Below are 16,166 nucleotides of genomic sequence, written 5' to 3'. Positions count from 1 at the left end.
CCCGCAGGTCGGCAATGCGCCGCCGACGCTAGAGATCCAGCGTCAACGTCAGCCCGACCGTGCGCGGCGCGGCGATAAAGGCGCTGTCGCTGCCGTCCACGCCCTCCAGATAGCGTTTGTCGGTGAGGTTGCTGACGTTGAGCGCCAGCTGCAGGCCCTTGAGCTGCGACGACAGCTGCGATAGTTCCACCCCGAGGTTCGCATCGAAGGTTGTCACGCCATCGAGTGCGGCGCGGTTGGAGGCATCCAGGTAGCGCTTGCCCAGATAGCGTCCGGACATACCGAAGCGCCACGCCTGGCCGCGCCAGTCCGCCGACACCACCAGGGTGTTGCGCGGTTGGCCGATCACCTGCGCGCCGGGGGTGATTTCCAGCGCGGTATCGCGTGCGGCGTCGCCGCTGCCCAGGTAATCGGCCTTGTTGTAGGTGTAGGCGCCATTGATGCGCCAGCCGTTGTCCCAGCCGTAGCCCAGCGCTGCTTCCACGCCGCGCGCATGCACGCCGCCGAAGTTTTCGTACACGCCATCGGTTTCGCCCAGGTAATCGATACCGGTGACGAAGTTGGCCGGCACATACACGATGCGGTTGTCGAAGCGGATGTCGTACAGCGTGACGCTGCCGGTCAACGGCCAGCGGCTGACACGCAGGCCGAGTTCGATGTTGTCGGCGGTTTCCGGTTTCACCCGGCTCAGCGCGACCGGGTCGGTTTCGCCCAGCACGCCGGACGGAATCGCGGCGAAGTTTTGCGAGTAGCCGGCAAAGGCTTCCAGGCCCTGCACCGGTGTCGTCCAGGTCAGGCCGGCCGACAGCAACGGGTCCGAATGCGAATCCGATTGCACGTGCTGCGCATCGCCGATGCGGCGGTCGCGGGTCTGGTCGACGAAGAATTGCTTGACGCCCACGCGCCAGGCGAATGCGCCATAGCGCATCACGTCTTCCAGGTAATACATCTGCTCGTCGGTCTGGTAGTTGTCCTTGAACTGCACCCAATACGGCTGATGATCGAAGCTGATGTTGGTGCCGACGTTGAGCAGGCGGTGCCAGTCGCGGGTGACGCTGCGCTCAACGCGCTCCAGCCAGGCACCGGCACGCGCGGTGTTGTCGATGGCGCCGAGATCGGTCCGCCATTCCACATCGGCGATCGCGCCGGCGCGGTGATTGTCGTAGTGGCTATGTCGATACGACTGCACCGGCACCGAACCGGCCGGATAGCAGGCCGGATTGGATTCGGCCGGTACCGCATCGCTGCCGGCACAACCGGCCAGCATGGTGGCAGCTGCGCCGCCGGGGGTGAGGTAATACAGCTTGCCCAGATCGCTGCCGCCATACACGGTATTGCCGCCACGCGCCTCGGATTCCGCCATGCCGGCGCCATCGTTGCTGACATCCACCAGATACGGCGGAATCCAGTCGCCGCGCCCCTGCATGCGGTGGGCATAGCCGGTCAGCGTGGTCTTGAAGCCGTTGCCGCCATCGAAGGCGCCGCGCAGGTAGCCAAAGGTGTTCTTGCGCAGCGCACGCGAGCCGGAGCGGTAGTTCTGGTCCAGGTACGGAATGCCGGTGAGCGTGCCGGTCAACAGGTCGTGCTCGGGGGCGCGCGCGAATTGCTCCGGGGTCACGCTGGCGTATTCGGATTCGTCGGCATCGTCGTAAGAGGCGTAGCCGCTGAGCGTCCACTGATTCAACACGCTGACGAACTTGCCGGCCAGGTGATCGCGGCTGGTGTGGCCGCTGCCGTCGATCCAGTCGTCGTTGCGTGCCGACGAGCCGCTGACCCAGGCGCGTGTGCTGCCGCCGATCAGGCCGGTGTCGTAGCGCGCGTAGTATTTGCGCGCCTGGTTATCGCCAATGCCGCCGATCATGCGCACACGCTGCGTTTCCAGCGGTTCGCTGGTGAGGTAATTCAAGGTGCCGCCCAGGGCTTCGTTGGAGCGCGAGGCGATGTCGGCGGTGCCCTGGCTCACTTCCACCGTTTCCAGATCCGGCATGTCGATGAAGCGGTTGGCCTTGGAGCCACCGCCGTACGCAGAGCCACCATTGGGCACGCCGTCGATGGTGGTGCCGATCTGCTGCGTATCGCGATTGCTGACGAAGCCGCGCATGCTGATCTGCGTGCCCCAATCCGACGAGCCGAAGGCATCGGCTTCGGTGACCACCACGCCGGGCAGTTCGTTGAGCGCATCGTTGACGCTGCCGAGCACGAACTGGCGGTCCAGCATTTCCTTGCTGACGTTGGTCTTGGAATAGGTCATCGCTTGGCCGACCACCTGCACCTGATCCAGCGTCGATACTTGCTCGTCAGCGCTGGCCGGTACGGTTGCGGCCGGGTCGGGGGTTGCGCCGTCGGGAACCTGCTGTGCGTATGCGGGCAGGGTGAGCGGAACCAGCAATAACGCGAGCGTGGCAGGATGGCGCACGCGCAAGGAGGACATCGAATCCATTGAAATCCACAGCGGGGGAGGGGGTCTGGGAAGACTGCCGCGCTTGCGTTGCGTGATGATGACCGCGCTATAGGTGTGGCCGGGATCACCAGATGGACTTAGGAAGTCCTAACGTCGGGAAGCCGCGTAAGAGCCTACAAGGACGTACTTGCGGCGTGTTCCGCGACGGTGGGCGGGCAAGGGCTTGCAGCCAAGTACCAGATCGACCGCTCCATGGCTGATCCATCCAAAAAAGTCGTCCGCCAGTTGCTCCGCCTTGCGGTGCCCCCGCCGCAATGGTGGGCGGGCAAGGGGCCCCATTGCAGCAACGCCGCAGATCACATGACCAGCAGCGCAGCGACTAACGACAGCGACATAGCTGTATCAGCCGCCCTTGGCGTGCGGCGGTGCTTCGGCCTGCTGTGTTTCCGGCATCAACTCCAGTGCTGACGGGGTGGTGCGCAGCATTGGGCGGAAGGCGATCGGATGGGTGCGGCGGCGGGTGAAGCGCAGCAGCCGCGACAACGTGAAGCCCGCCAGTGCCAACAACATCACCGCGAAGTACACCGGCAACGCGGCCGGGCCGAATTTCTGCATTGCGCCGCCGGCCAGTGCAGGGCCAATCGCCGCACCTACGCCATGCACCAGCAACAAGCTGCTGCTGCCGGAAAGCAGGTCTTCGCGCGGCAGGTAATCGAGCATGTGCGCCACCGCGAACGGGTACAGCGAAAACGCCAACCCGCCATAGACGAAGAACAGCACGAACAGCACGGTGGTCTGCGTCTGCACCATCGGCAATGCGGCAGCGATCGCGATGGCGGCGGCCAGCGTGCTCACGGTCACCAGGCCGATGCGGCGGTCATGCCCATCGCTGATGCGCCCGATCGGCCACTGCAGCACCGCACCGCCCACGATGGCGGTGAGCATGAACATCGCCACGCCGTCGGCATCCAGTCCGATGCGGTTGGCGTAGACCGGCAACAAGCCCCAGAACGCACCCATCGCCAGGCCCGACAGTCCCGCGCCGATGGTTGCCACCGGCGCCAATGCGTACAGCGTTTTCAGTCGCAGGCGCGAGACATGCGGCACTTCGGGCGGAATCAGGCGCGTGGTCATCACCGGCATCACTGCCGCACAGATCAGGATCGCCGTCAGCGTGAACATCGCCGGCGCGCCCGCATCGCCGATGGTGAGCAGGACCTGGCCCAGTGCCAGCGCCGACAGATTGATCGCCATGTAGACCGAAAACACCCGACTGCGCCGGCGCGCGTCCGGCTCGGCGTTGAGCCAGCTTTCGATCACCGTATACAGGCCGACCAGCGCCGCGCCGGTCACCAGGCGCAGCAGGCCCCAGCCCCAGGCGTTCAACCAGATCGGATGCAGCAACACCGCAATGGCTGCCAGCGCCGCATAAAACGCAAATGCGCGGATATGGCCGATGCGGCGAATCAGCGGTGGTGCAAAGAAGGTGCCGAGAAAGAAGCCGGCGAAGTAGCCGGACATGATCAACCCCAACGCCCGCGCATCGAAGCCGGCCTGATCGCCGCGCACGGCGAGCAGGGTGCCGAGCAACCCGCTACCGGTGAGCAGCAGGGCAACGCCAAGCAATAAGGCAGTCAACCGCAACATGGATGCGGCCCTCGTGGGGGGAAAGGCGCGTCGATCACGAGTTCGAGTGTAACAGCCCGGATCGTATGGCTTGATCGAAACGACCTGCCTCTACAGCGCTCGATACCCGCTGTTGTGGCGTCAGCCCGATGCGAAGCGTGGGTTTCTGGCGTGCGGGATGATTACCTCATCTACCTGCGCAGTTCAGGCAGTCGCGCCGATCTGATGATCATTCATTGCGTAGATTCGCGTTCTTCGGCATACACGCGAACACTCTTAACCGTCTTGCTATCTGCCGATGAGGGCTGCGGTGGTTAGCGAGCGCACCTGGCGTGCAAGTGCGAGGCAACCACATCGATCGATGTCTCTTGCCCGCAACACACTCGCGCGTATTCAACATCGCAGACGGCCCACTGCACCTGCCCGCACGCATCCGTCTAGAATCTGCGCCCCGCATCGTCTTCAGCTGATCCTGCCATGCCCATCTACGGTTTCCAGTGCACCACCTGCGGTCACGCCTTCGACCGCCTGCAGAAGATGGCCGACCCCGATCCGCAGACCTGTCCGGCCTGCGCGGCGGCCACGATCAAGCGCCAAATCACCGCGCCGTCGTTCCGTCTGTCCGGCAGCGGCTGGTACGAGACCGACTTCAAGTCGGCGGGCGAGAAGAAGAAAAACCTCACCGAAAGCAGCAGCGCCGGTGGCGATGCCAAGCCGGCGGCAGCCGCCGAGAGCAAGCCTGTTGCCAAGCCAGCGTCCGACCCCGCCTGAGCCGGACCAGCGCGCCGCAGCCGCTTGCAGGGCGGAAGTCCCGACCCCTGGCCCAGCCGCGCGCGGCGCGCCCATTCGCTGCCTCAACGCGCCTCGAAACGCGCCCGGCAGCCATCGTTGACCCACACCGTGGCGCGACGATCGTCGTACCCCCAGGTGCGGCCCTCCTCACAGCGTGTGTCCGATAACTGGCGGGTCAGCACCGGGCGGCCGTAACGGCCATCCCAGGCGCAGGTACGCAGGCGCCGGTCGTCGCTGGCGCAGGTGATGGCGTAGCCGTTGCCGGGGCGGTCATCGCGGCCGCCATAACCGCCGTCCCAGCCACCGCCACCGCGGGCCTGCGCGAATTCGCCCCGGCAGCCGTCGTCCACCCAGATCCGGCCGCCTTCCTGGCGCCAGTTGCGGCCTTCCACGCAGGGCGTGTTGGAGAGTTGGCGCACCAACATGGCGCGGCGCCAGCCGGTATCGCAGATTTTCTGGCGCTGGTCGTTGCTCTCGCAGCGCACCGTTCCCGCGACTCCGCCAAAGTCGCCGCGGCCGCTGCCGCCGCCCCAGCCGCCACCGTTGCGGGCTTCGACGAAACGGCCGCGACAGCCGTTGTCCACCCAGATCCGGCCGCGCTCGCTGCCCCAGTTGCGGCCTTCGATGCAGCGCGTGCCAGAGATGTTTTCCACCAGCACCGCGCGGCCGCGGAACGGCGTATCGCACTCGCGACGGCGGTTGTCGTTGCTGGAACAGGTGATGCTGGGGCCGTTCCAGCCGCGCTCCTGGGCGCTGGCAGTGAGGCTGGCAAAGGCGCCGGTCAAGGTGATCAGGCCGAAGCCGGAGAGCAGCAGGGCAGTGCGCAGCATCGTGTCGTCCTTGGTGCAGGAGGGGGCGTGGCGCCTATTCAGCCGGGCGCTGACTTAAGCGCCCATGAGCGCCCGCGCATTTGCTCCTGTCGCCCGCCGGCCCCAGAATATCCGGCTTTCCGGCGCTGTCCTGCGCCGGGTTTTCAGCGGAGCTTTCGATGCGTACCCACTTCTGCGGCCTGGTCGACGAGACCTTGATCGGCCAAACCGTCACTCTCGCCGGCTGGACCGACGTGGCCCGCAACCTGGGCGGGGTGTGCTTCATCGACCTGCGCGACCACGAAGGCATCGTGCAGGTGACGGTGGAACCGGTGGCCGGCGACGACGCCAGCGCAGAGCTGTTCAAGGTGGCCGCCAGCCTGGGCTACGAGGACGTGTTGCAAGTGGAGGGTGTGGTGCGCGCGCGTCATGCGGTCAACGACAAGCTGCGCAGCGGCAAGGTGGAAGTGATCGCCACGCGCATCAGCATCCTCAACAAGGCCGCGCCGCTGCCGTTCCACGCGCACGAAAATCCGGGTGAAGAGACGCGCCTGAAATACCGCTACCTGGATCTGCGCCGGCCGGAGATGCAGCGCATGCAGCGCACCCGCATCAAGCTGGTGCAGGCGCTGCGCCGGCATCTGGATGCGCGCGACTTCCAGGACATCGAAACCCCGATCCTGACCAAGGCCACCCCGGAAGGCGCGCGCGACTTCCTGGTGCCGGCGCGCATGCATCCGGGCGAGTTCTACGCGCTGCCGCAGAGCCCGCAGCTGTTCAAGCAGATCCTGATGGTGGCCGGCTTCGACCGCTACTACCAGATCGCGCGCTGCTTTCGCGATGAAGCGCTACGCGCCGACCGCCAGCTGGAATTCACCCAGCTCGACATGGAATTCGCCTTCGTGCGCGAGCGCGACGTGCAGGATTTCGTCGAAGACATGATTCGCGCCATCTTCAAGGAAGTGGTGGACGTGGACCTGGCTGCGCAGTTCCCGCGCATGACCTGGGCCGAGGCGATGCGCCGCTTTGGATCGGACAAGCCGGACCTGCGCATCGCGCTGGAACTGGTCGACGTGGCCGAGCTGGTCAAGGCCAGCCAATTCCCGGTGTTCACCGCTGCCGCCAACGATGCCGATGGCCGCGTCGCCGCGCTGCGCATTCCCGGCGGCGCCAGCCTGTCGCGCAAGCAGATCGACGAATACGCAGCGCACGCCGCCAAATACGGTGCCAAGGGCCTGGCCTACATCAAGCTGTCGGAGACCGGCGAGGTCAGTTCGCCGATCGCCAAGTTCTTCAGCGAAGAATCCTTCGCCGCGCTGCTCAAGCATGTAGGCGCCGGCAATGGCGACATCGTGTTCTTCGGTGCCGGCGGCTACACCAAGGTGTCCGACTTCATGGGCGCGCTGCGCCTGAAGGCCGGCAAGGAATTCGACCTGATCGCCGACGGCTGGGCGCCGCTGTGGGTCACCGACTTTCCGATGTTCGAATGGGACGAAGAGGCGCAGCGTTACGTCGCCTTGCATCACCCCTTCACCGCACCGGCGGTGGACGATATTGCCGACCTGCGCGCCAACGCCCGCACCGCGGTCTCGCGCGGCTACGACATGGTGCTCAATGGCAATGAAATCGGCGGCGGCTCGATCCGTATCCATCGCCCGGACATGCAGAGCGCCGTGTTCGAACTGCTCGGCATCGGCGCCGAAGAGGCGCGCGCCAAGTTCGGCTTCCTGCTGGATGCCTTGAACTATGGCGCACCGCCGCACGGCGGCATCGCCTTCGGTATCGACCGCATCGCCGCGCTGATGGCCGGTACCGAGTCGATTCGCGACGTCATCCCGTTCCCCAAGACCACCGGCGCGCAGGACCTGATGACCGACGCCCCGTCGCCGATCGCTGCCGACCAGCTCGCCGAAGTGCACGTGCAGGTGCGTCCGAAGCAGGTCTGACCGGCCATCGAACGCACGGCCACGCCCATTGCGTGGCCGTGCGTTCATGCGCAGCGAGCAGCTTGCGCGAGGCTTTGCCGACCGATCCGCGCTGCACTCAATGCGCGTATCGAACAGCTGCACGCGCAGCTCGCGTGCGTAGGTAGCTCCCCACCAATCTTGCACTGCGACTTTCCTAAAACCTCAGTGCTTGCATAGGAACTGCGCGCAGGCTCAAGCAGGCGACGCAGCGTTTTTTTGTGCAACTCAAGCGCACATGGCAATAAGACCTCGGGGTGCTCACACCACCAGCCGAGCAGACGCATCTAGTGTCCGACGCGCAGGGCGCTCGACAATTCCCGATTCCCCATTCCCCATTCCCCACTTGCAGCAACGCCGCAGCATGCGAGAAGCTGCCGCGTCGACTTGCCAGAGGGGCCCGCATGACCCGCATTCGCCGCGCCACGCCGGACGATGCCGAAGCGCTGTCGCTTCTGGCCGCGCAGACCTTTACCGAAACCTTCGGGCACCTGTATCCGGAAGAGGACCTGCGCGGTTTTCTGGAAGAGACCTATGCCGTGGAGCGGGCGCGTACCGTGCTGGCGCACCCGGATTACGCGATCTGGCTGCTGGAGATGGACAACCTGCTGGTCGGCCATGCCGCCGCCGGTCCCTGCGGGCTGCCGCATGACCAAGTGCGTCCCGGCGATGGGGAGCTGAAGCGGTTGTATCTGCTGAAGGACTATCAGAACAGCGGCTGGGGCAGCCGGTTGTTCGAAACCGCACTGCAATGGTTGGAGCGCGACGGTCCTCGCACCTTGTGGATCGGGGTGTGGTCGGAGAATTTCGGCGCGCAACGCTTCTACGCCCGCTACGGTTTCGAAAAGGTGGGCGAATACGATTTTCCGGTTGGCAAGATCGTCGACCGCGAATACATCCTGCGGCGCAGGCCGGTGCGGGCAGCGGACTAATCGCACCAGTGCTGCCGCCGGTTGCCATTGCGCGTTGGCCGTGGCGTCCAGCGCGCACCGTACACGCAGCTGACGCCCTCTGCCGGTAACCATCTCAGTGTCCAGCGCATTACCCATCAGCCCGGCGCCGCCGCGGCGCAGTCCGCGCGAGGAGGCGAGCGCCGCGACCGCCGACGTGCTGCTGGTGCATGGCATCTGGAACACCGCGCACTGGCTGCTGCCATTGGCGCGGCGGATGCGTGCCAACGGGCTGGCGCCTGCGCTGTTCGGTTACGCCAGCGTGCTCGGCGGCCCCGCGCAGGCGGTGCCGCATCTGATCGAACGCCTGCGCGCCAGCCGCGTGCAGTTGGTGATCTGTCACAGCCTGGGTGGGCTGATGACCCTGCAGGCATTGCAGGATGCGCCCGACCTGCCGGTGGGTCGCGTGGTCTGCCTGGGCTCGCCGTTGTGCGGCAGCGCCGCCGCGCGCGGATTGGCGCAGCGTGGCGGGCGATGGGCAATGGGCCGCAGCGCTGCGATCTTGCAACAGGGTTTTGCGCGCTGGGACGGCCAGGCCGAGATCGGTCAGGTGGCCGGCAACGTGGCGCTGGCCGAGACCCGCCTGCCCGGGCTGCGCGACCATTGCGTGGTGCGGGCGAGCCACAGCGGCCTGTTGCGCTCGCCCGAGGCTGCCGCACAGGCGCTGGCCTTTCTGCGCACCGGCCGCTTCCAGGCGTGAACATGCGCCGGCGGATGGCGTGGCCCCGGTGAGGGCGGGCAATCAGGTAAAATCCGCGCCCTGTCATTGAAGCCAGTCCGGAACCACCCATGGGTAGAGGTCCCTCGATCGAAGGCCGCAAGAACGCCTCCGACGCCAAACGCGGCAAGATGTTTACCAAGATCATCCGTGAGATCAGCGTGGCCGCCCGCGCCGGCGGCGGCGACCCGTCCAACAATCCGCGTCTGCGGACCGCCATGGACAAGGGCCTGTCGTCGAACATGTCCAAGGACGTGATGGAGCGCGCCATCAAGAAGTCCACCGGCGAGCTGGAAGGGGTGGAATACGAAGAAGTGCGCTACGAGGGCTACGCGCCTGGCGGCGTGGCGGTGATCGTGGACTGTCTGACCGACAATCGCGTGCGTACTGTGGCCGACGTGCGCCATGCCTTCAGCAAATGCGGCGGCAACATGGGCACCGAGGGCTCGGTGGCCTTCATGTTCAAGCGCCTGGGCGTGCTGAGCTTCGCTGCCGGCATCGATGAAGACACCCTCACCGATGCCGCCATCGACGCCGGCGCCGACGATGTGGTGGTGTACCCGGAAGACGGCGCCATCGATGTGCTGACCGCCCCGGACGCCTTCGCCCAGGTCAGGGACGCCCTGGTCGCCACCGGCCTCGAACCGGCGCACGCCGAAATCACCTTCCGCGCCGACAACGACATCGCCGTGGACGGCGATACCGCCGTGCAGGTCCGCAAGCTACTGGACATGCTCGAAGACCTGGACGACGTGCAGGACGTGTATTCGAACGTCGATCAAGCGGCGCTTGGCGCCTAAGCGCCGGGAATCGGGAATGGAGAATCGGGAATCGAAATCGCCGCATCCTGCATCGCTCGGCAGCATCGAGCATGCCGGTAGGCTGCTCCACCCATTCCCGATTCCCGACTTCCCATTCCCGGCCGCTCGATGACCCGCATCCTGGGCATCGATCCGGGTTCGCAGCGCACCGGCATCGGCATCATCGACATCGACGAGGGCGGTCGCAGCCGGCATGTGCACCACGCGCCGCTGATGCTGCTGGGCGAGGGGGATTTCTCCCAGCGGCTCAAGCGCCTGCTGCAGGGCTTGGGCGAGTTGATCGAGATCTATCGGCCGGATGAAGTCGCGATCGAAAAGGTGTTCATGGGCAAGAGTGCCGCTTCGGCGCTCAAGCTCGGCCACGCGCGCGGCGCGGCGATCTGCGCGGTGGTCATGCGCGATCTGCCGGTGCACGAGTACGCGGCCAAAGAAATCAAACTGGCGCTGGTCGGCAAGGGCGGCGCCGACAAGGTGCAGGTGCAGCACATGGTCGGCATCATGCTCAACTTGAATGGCAAGCTGCAGCCCGACGCTGCCGACGCATTGGCGGTCGCCATCACTCACGCCCACGTGCGCGCCACCGCGCAACGCCTGGGCGTCAATACCCAACAGGCCTGGAGCCGCAAGAAATGAGAATCGGGAATCGGCAATCGGGAATCGGGAATCCCAAACGCAGGGTCCACGACAGCGCGCGCTGTTGCGATTGGCCATTCCCGATTCCCCATTCCCGGCACCGCCAAGGCGGTGCCCAGTGATCGGCCGTCTGCGCGGGATCCTGGCCTACAAGCAGCCGCCGTGGCTGGTGATCGACGTAGGTGGGGTGGGGTATGAGCTAGAGGCGCCGATGAGCACCTTCTACGACCTGCCCGATGTCGGTCGCGACGTGATCCTGTTTACCCATTACGCGCAAAAGGAAGACAGCGTGTCGCTGTATGGCTTCCTGCGCGAAGGCGAGCGGCGGCTGTTCCGCGACGTGCAGAAGGTCACCGGCATCGGCGCCAAGATCGCGCTGGCGGTGTTGTCCGGGGTCAGCGTGGACGAGTTCGCCCGCCTGATCACCAGCGGCGACATCACCGCGCTGACGCGCATTCCCGGCATCGGCAAGAAGACCGCCGAGCGCATGGTGGTGGAACTGCGCGACCGCGCCGCCGATTTCAGCAGCGGCGCACCGATTACCGGCCAGTTGGGGCCCGACGCCGTTTCCGAAGCCACCGTGGCCTTGCAACAGCTGGGCTACAAGCCGGCCGAGGCCGCCCGCATGGCGCGCGACGCCGGTGCAGAAGGCGACGAGGTCGCGACGGTCATTCGCAAGGCGCTGCAGGCCGCGCTGCGCTAAGCGCGGCCACGAACCATCGCCTGGCCCGCAAAGCGGGCGCGGCCGGCACTCGGCATCGACAGGGGCGGCCCGTACACTGCGCATCCTTGCCCGCGGCCAGCCCGTACCTTGGGTGCCTGTGACGTCAGTGCAGGCACCTTCGACAGGTGCTGTCTCCCTATCTTCTTCACGCTGTCTGGCGAAAACTGCCCACCTCATGTCTCACACCCCCAAATCAGCCGGCTCCAGCCACGCGCCCGTCAATAGCCAGACCGCCTTGGTCATCGGCGCGATCGGCGTCGTCTTCGGCGATATCGGTACCAGCCCGCTGTATACGCTCAAAGAGGCGTTTTCGCCGCACTACGGGCTGACCCCGGACCACGACACCGTGCTGGGCATCCTGTCGCTGGTGTTCTGGGCGCTGATGCTGGTGGTCACGCTCAAATACGTCACCGCGATCATGCGTGCCGACAACGATGGCGAGGGCGGCATCATGGCGCTGACTGCGCTGGCGCAACGCACGTTGCCCGGCGGTTCGCGCTCGATGTATGTGGTCGGCATCCTCGGCATCTTCGGTGCCTCGCTGTTCTTTGGCGACGGCGTCATCACCCCGGCGATTTCGGTGCTGTCGGCGGTGGAGGGCCTGGAGGTGGCCGCGCCCAAGCTGGAGCCGTTCGTGGTGCCGATCACGTTGGTGGTGCTGAGCATGCTGTTCCTGGCGCAGCGCTTCGGCACCGAACGCGTCGGCAAGGCATTCGGGCCGATCACCCTGCTCTGGTTCTTCGCGTTGGGCGCGATCGGCGTCTACAACATGGCCCGTGCACCGGAAGTGCTGCATGCGCTGAATCCGTGGTGGGGCGTGCGCTTCTTCGCGCAACACAACTGGCATGCGGTGTTCGTGCTCGGCGCGGTGGTGCTGGCGGTGACCGGCGGCGAAGCGCTGTACGCGGACATGGGCCATTTCGGCGCCAAGGCGATCCGCCGCTCGTGGCAGTTCGTGGTCTTGCCGATGCTGACCTTGACCTACCTGGGGCAGGGCGCGCTGGTGCTGCGCAATCCAGCCGCGGTCAGCAACCCGTTCTACGAGGCGGTGCCGGAGTGGGCGCTGTACCCGATGATCGTGCTGGCCACCGCGGCCACGGTGATCGCCTCGCAGGCACTGATCACCGGCGCCTATTCGGTGGCCAGCCAGGCCATGCAGCTCGGCTACATCCCGCGCATGCACATTCGCCATACCTCGCACTCCACCATCGGCCAGATCTACGTGCCGGCGGTGAACTGGTGCCTGCTGGCGCTGGTGGCGGTGGCGGTGATCGGTTTCGGCGACTCGGCCTCGTTGGCCACCGCGTACGGCGTCTCGGTGACCGGCACCATGCTGATCACCACCGTGTTGATGATCATCTACGCACGTGCCAATCCGCGCGTGCCGGCGCCGCTGCTATGGTTGTTCGCGCTGGTGTTCCTGGCGGTGGACTGCGCGTTCTTCTACGCCAACATCATCAAGTTCCTGGACGGCGCCTGGTTCCCGTTGTTGCTGGGCCTGATCCTGTTCACCCTGATGCGTACCTGGCGCCGCGGCCGCAAGCTGCTGCACGACGAGATCCGCAAGGACGGTATCAAGCTGGACACCTTCCTGCCCGGGTTGATGCTGGCGCCGCCGGTGCGCGTGCCCGGGACGGCCGTGTTCCTGACCGCCGACCCGATGGTGGTGCCGCACGCGCTGATGCATAACCTCAAGCACAACAAGGTGCTGCACGAGCGCAACGTGTTCCTGACCGTGGAAACCCTGCAGGTGCCGTACGCGGCCGCCGGGAAACGGCTGAAGATCGACGCGATCGGCGACGAGTTCTACCGCGTGCATGTGCGCTTCGGTTTCATGGAGACCCCGGACGTGCCGTTGGCGCTGATGCGCTCCTGCGATCAGGGCGGGATCTATTTCGATCCGATGGACACCACCTATTTCGCCAGCCGCGAAACCATCGTGGCCAGCGCCAACCGCGGCATGCCGATCTGGCGCGACAAGCTGTTCGCCCTGATGCACCGCAATGCCGCCCCGGCCACCGGATTCTTCCGCATCCCCGGTAACCGCCTGGTCGAGTTGGGCGCGCAAGTGGAGATCTGAGCGTGGCCGCGCTCAAGTGGATGGTCTACGCGCGCTCACCGAGCCTGGATACCTTCTGGGATGACGCACTCACCCTCGGGCGCGTGCCGGCCACCGACTACCGCGCACGCGGGCCGCAGCACGAACCGGAGGTCGTCTATTTCGATCGCTGGGAAGGTCTGGTGCCGACCTGGCGCGCCGCGAGCTTCGAAGCCTTCTTCGCAGTGCTGCGCCAGGCCGGGCTTGATGTCTAGATGCTGGGCCATCCGCGCGCGGCATGAGAAGATGGCCGGATGACTGAGCAGCGCATCATCGCCAGCAGCTCCACCCGCGAAGACGATGCCGCCGATGCGAGCATTCGTCCCAAGCGCCTGGCCGATTATCTCGGCCAGCAACCGGTGCGCGAGCAGATGGAGATCTACATCCAGGCGGCCAAGGCGCGTGGCGAGGCGATGGATCATGTGCTGATCTTCGGCCCGCCGGGGCTCGGCAAGACCACGCTCAGTCACGTCATTGCCAACGAGCTGGGCGTGAGCCTGCGCGTGACCTCCGGCCCGGTGATCGAAAAGGCCGGCGATCTCGCGGCGTTGTTGACCAACCTGCAGCCGCACGATGTGTTGTTCATCGACGAAATCCATCGCCTCTCGCCGGTGGTGGAGGAAGTGCTGTATCCGGCAATGGAAGATTTCCAGATCGACATCATGATCGGCGACGGCCCGGCCGCGCGTTCGATCAAGATCGACCTGCCGCCGTTCACCCTGATCGGTGCCACCACGCGTGCCGGATTGCTGACCGCACCGCTGCGCGACCGCTTCGGCATCGTGCAGCGGCTGGAGTTCTATTCCCCGCAGGAACTGACCCGCATCGTGATCCGCTCGGCGGCGATTCTCGGCATCGACTGCACGGCCGAAGGTGCGGCGGAAATCGCACGCCGTGCGCGCGGCACCCCGCGTATCGCCAACCGCTTGCTGCGTCGCGTGCGCGACTACGCCCAGGTCAAGGCGGCCGGGCATATCGATCTGCCGGTGGCGCAGGCGGCCATGCAGATGCTCAAGGTCGACCCGGAAGGCTTTGACGAGCTCGACCGCCGCATGTTGCGCACCATCGTCGAACACTTCGACGGCGGCCCGGTCGGCGTGGAATCGCTGGCCGCCTCGCTGTCGGAGGAGCGCGGCACGCTGGAAGATGTGATCGAGCCGTACCTGATCCAGCAGGGCTTTCTGATCCGCACCGCGCGCGGCCGCATGGTCACGCCCAAGGCCTATCTGCACCTGGGCCTGAAACCGCCGCGCGAGCGCGCCCCGGGCATTGGCGAACCGGGAGACCTGTTTTGACGACGCTCTGCTGGTCGCCAACCTGGGCCGTCGCGACCGGAACTCCCTGCCCATGACCATCGAATCCCCATTCCCCAATCCCCAATCCCTGCCGGTATTCAGTTGGCCGACACGCGTCTACTGGGAAGATACCGACGCCGGCGGGGTGGTCTATCACGCGCGCTACGTTGCCTTCATGGAACGCGCGCGCACGGAGTGGATGCGCGCGCTCGGTTACGGGCAGGAGCGTATGCGCCAGGAGCACGACCTGGTGTTTGCGGTTCGCTCGATGCAACTGGATTTCCTCAAGCCGGCCCGGCTCGACGACGCGCTGTCAGTGTCGGCGGTGTTGCTGCGATGCAGACGGGCCAGCCTGCTCTTCGCGCAATCGGTCCGTCGCGAAGGCGAAGTGCTGCTGACCGCCGAGGTGCGCATTGCCGCGCTCGGTACCAGCGACTTCCGCCCGCGCGGCATGGACGATGCGCTGTATGACGTGTTGAAAGCTCTAGAAACCCCAGAATCCGATTACTGAGGAACGAACGGATGTCGATTGCATTGCTCCTGGCCCTGCAGGACACGGTAGTGGAAGCACTGCCGCAGGACGTCGCCGCTGCCGCGGCGCAGACCGCCAGCGTGGCGCACAACAGCAGCATCAACTATGTAGACCTGATCCTGCGCGCCAGTATCCCGGTCAAGATCATCGTGCTGCTGCTGTTGATCGGCTCGTTCATCAGCTGGGTGATCATTTTCCGCAAGGCGCGTGCGTTCAAGCAGGCCAACCGCGAGGCGGACGAGTTCGAAAACCGCTTCTGGTCCGGTGCGGATCTGGCCAAGCTGTACGCCTCGGCAACCGACCGCAACCGGACCGTCGGCGGTCTGGAGTCGATGTTCGAAAGCGGCTTTCGCGAGTTCTCGCGTCTGCGCGACCGCCGCCGTCTGGATGCGCGCGTGCAGTTGGAAGGCGCACAGCGCGCCATGCGCACCGCGTTCACCCGTGAAGTCGATCAGCTCGAACGCAATCTCGAACTGTTGGCCAACATCGGCTCCACTGCGCCGTACGTCGGCCTGGTCGGTACCGTGTTCGGCATCATGGTGACCATGCACGACATGGTCAGCAGCGGCGAGCAGGCCGGTATCGCGGCCGTGGCGCCGGGTATCTCCGAAGCGTTGTTCGCCACCGCCATCGGTCTGTTCGTGGCGATTCCGGCCGTGTGGGCCTACAACCGCTTTACCACCCGCGTGGAACGGCTGTCGGTGCGCTATGAGACCTTCGCCGACGAGTTCAGCTCCATCCTGCAGCGCCAGGCCGGCGCGGACGAGTGATGCGCGCTCCCGGCATGTCCCCGCACGGCGTGA

15 protein-coding genes are annotated in these 16,166 nt (G+C 65.8%); 12 read left to right on the top strand and 3 right to left on the bottom strand.

Annotated features, from left to right (window positions below; all coding sequences use genetic code 11):
* Positions 1–28 precede the first annotated feature (28 nt).
* Positions 29–2,500: a TonB-dependent receptor gene (locus AMD14_RS16415; RefSeq protein WP_040107654.1), complete on the bottom strand. Its 2,472-nt coding sequence runs from the start codon at positions 2,498–2,500 to the stop codon at positions 29–31.
* Positions 2,501–2,803: 303 nt separating this feature from the next.
* On the bottom strand, positions 2,804–4,048 hold the full coding sequence (locus AMD14_RS16410) for an MFS transporter (protein ID WP_003489572.1): 1,245 nt from the start codon (positions 4,046–4,048) through the stop codon (positions 2,804–2,806).
* 456 nt (positions 4,049–4,504) lie between these two features.
* Between AMD14_RS16410 and AMD14_RS16405 the strand changes: the two genes are divergently transcribed.
* Positions 4,505–4,798 (top strand): FmdB family zinc ribbon protein, encoded by a 294-nt coding sequence (locus AMD14_RS16405; RefSeq protein ID WP_003489574.1) that lies wholly within the window; start codon positions 4,505–4,507, stop codon positions 4,796–4,798.
* Between the two features lie 83 nt (positions 4,799–4,881).
* Here AMD14_RS16405 and AMD14_RS16400 read toward each other — a convergent pair whose 3' ends face one another.
* Positions 4,882–5,649 (bottom strand): DUF3011 domain-containing protein, encoded by a 768-nt coding sequence (locus AMD14_RS16400; RefSeq protein ID WP_003489577.1) that lies wholly within the window; start codon positions 5,647–5,649, stop codon positions 4,882–4,884.
* 158 nt (positions 5,650–5,807) lie between these two features.
* On the opposite strand from AMD14_RS16400, the gene aspS reads away from it, so the two are divergent.
* The 11 genes from aspS (at position 5,808) to tolQ (ending at position 16,133) form a co-directional block, all read left to right on the top strand.
* A complete protein-coding gene (gene aspS / locus AMD14_RS16395; protein ID WP_003489579.1) occupies positions 5,808–7,574 on the top strand; it encodes an aspartate--tRNA ligase in 1,767 nt (588 codons plus the stop codon).
* A gap of 422 nt (positions 7,575–7,996) precedes the next feature.
* Positions 7,997–8,524 carry a GNAT family N-acetyltransferase gene (locus AMD14_RS16390; RefSeq protein ID WP_011052065.1) on the top strand — a complete coding sequence of 176 codons (528 nt, stop codon included), beginning with the start codon at positions 7,997–7,999 and terminating at the stop codon, positions 8,522–8,524.
* 97 nt (positions 8,525–8,621) lie between these two features.
* Entirely contained in the window at positions 8,622–9,242 is a 621-nt protein-coding gene (locus AMD14_RS16385; RefSeq protein ID WP_040107653.1) for an esterase/lipase family protein, read from the top strand.
* Between the two features lie 89 nt (positions 9,243–9,331).
* Positions 9,332–10,060 carry a YebC/PmpR family DNA-binding transcriptional regulator gene (locus AMD14_RS16380; protein WP_011052063.1) on the top strand — a complete coding sequence of 243 codons (729 nt, stop codon included), beginning with the start codon at positions 9,332–9,334 and terminating at the stop codon, positions 10,058–10,060.
* Between the two features lie 129 nt (positions 10,061–10,189).
* A complete protein-coding gene (ruvC, locus tag AMD14_RS16375) occupies positions 10,190–10,714 on the top strand; it encodes a crossover junction endodeoxyribonuclease RuvC (protein WP_003482580.1) in 525 nt (174 codons plus the stop codon).
* 118 nt (positions 10,715–10,832) lie between these two features.
* Positions 10,833–11,417, top strand: a complete 585-nt coding sequence (ruvA, locus tag AMD14_RS16370; RefSeq protein ID WP_003482577.1) for a Holliday junction branch migration protein RuvA — start codon at positions 10,833–10,835, stop codon at positions 11,415–11,417.
* 196 nt (positions 11,418–11,613) lie between these two features.
* Positions 11,614–13,518, top strand: a complete 1,905-nt coding sequence (locus tag AMD14_RS16365; protein ID WP_011052062.1) for a potassium transporter Kup — start codon at positions 11,614–11,616, stop codon at positions 13,516–13,518.
* A 2-nt stretch (positions 13,519–13,520) separates the two neighbouring features.
* Positions 13,521–13,751, top strand: a complete 231-nt coding sequence (locus AMD14_RS16360) for a hypothetical protein (RefSeq protein WP_015463495.1) — start codon at positions 13,521–13,523, stop codon at positions 13,749–13,751.
* Positions 13,752–13,790: 39 nt separating this feature from the next.
* Positions 13,791–14,831, top strand: coding sequence for a Holliday junction branch migration DNA helicase RuvB (gene ruvB / locus AMD14_RS16355; protein WP_003482572.1), 1,041 nt, complete (start codon positions 13,791–13,793; stop codon positions 14,829–14,831).
* A 52-nt stretch (positions 14,832–14,883) separates the two neighbouring features.
* On the top strand, positions 14,884–15,342 hold the full coding sequence (gene ybgC / locus AMD14_RS16350) for a tol-pal system-associated acyl-CoA thioesterase (RefSeq protein WP_003482571.1): 459 nt from the start codon (positions 14,884–14,886) through the stop codon (positions 15,340–15,342).
* 11 nt (positions 15,343–15,353) lie between these two features.
* Positions 15,354–16,133 (top strand): protein TolQ, encoded by a 780-nt coding sequence (tolQ, locus tag AMD14_RS16345; protein WP_003482569.1) that lies wholly within the window; start codon positions 15,354–15,356, stop codon positions 16,131–16,133.
* Positions 16,134–16,166 lie beyond the last annotated feature (33 nt).

The sequence above is a fragment of the Xanthomonas citri pv. citri genome (assembly GCF_000961215.1).
Lineage (GTDB): Bacteria > Pseudomonadota > Gammaproteobacteria > Xanthomonadales > Xanthomonadaceae > Xanthomonas > Xanthomonas cissicola.
Note: the sequence above shows the minus strand (reverse complement) of the source record. Positions and strands in the feature narration are given on the sequence as shown.

What these genes read in the sequence shown, in the direction of transcription:
- AMD14_RS16410 (WP_003489572.1), bottom strand. Translation starts at nt 4,048, where the DNA reads ATGTTGCGGTTGACTGCCTTATTGCTTGGCGTTGCCCTGCTGCTCACC.
- AMD14_RS16365 (WP_011052062.1), top strand. Translation starts at nt 11,614, where the DNA reads ATGTCTCACACCCCCAAATCAGCCGGCTCCAGCCACGCGCCCGTCAAT.
- AMD14_RS16390 (WP_011052065.1), top strand. Translation starts at nt 7,997, where the DNA reads ATGACCCGCATTCGCCGCGCCACGCCGGACGATGCCGAAGCGCTGTCG.
- ruvC (WP_003482580.1), top strand. Translation starts at nt 10,190, where the DNA reads ATGACCCGCATCCTGGGCATCGATCCGGGTTCGCAGCGCACCGGCATC.
- AMD14_RS16380 (WP_011052063.1), top strand. Translation starts at nt 9,332, where the DNA reads ATGGGTAGAGGTCCCTCGATCGAAGGCCGCAAGAACGCCTCCGACGCC.
- ybgC (WP_003482571.1), top strand. Translation starts at nt 14,884, where the DNA reads ATGACCATCGAATCCCCATTCCCCAATCCCCAATCCCTGCCGGTATTC.
- tolQ (WP_003482569.1), top strand. Translation starts at nt 15,354, where the DNA reads ATGTCGATTGCATTGCTCCTGGCCCTGCAGGACACGGTAGTGGAAGCA.
- aspS (WP_003489579.1), top strand. Translation starts at nt 5,808, where the DNA reads ATGCGTACCCACTTCTGCGGCCTGGTCGACGAGACCTTGATCGGCCAA.
- AMD14_RS16405 (WP_003489574.1), top strand. Translation starts at nt 4,505, where the DNA reads ATGCCCATCTACGGTTTCCAGTGCACCACCTGCGGTCACGCCTTCGAC.
- ruvB (WP_003482572.1), top strand. Translation starts at nt 13,791, where the DNA reads ATGACTGAGCAGCGCATCATCGCCAGCAGCTCCACCCGCGAAGACGAT.
- AMD14_RS16400 (WP_003489577.1), bottom strand. Translation starts at nt 5,649, where the DNA reads ATGCTGCGCACTGCCCTGCTGCTCTCCGGCTTCGGCCTGATCACCTTG.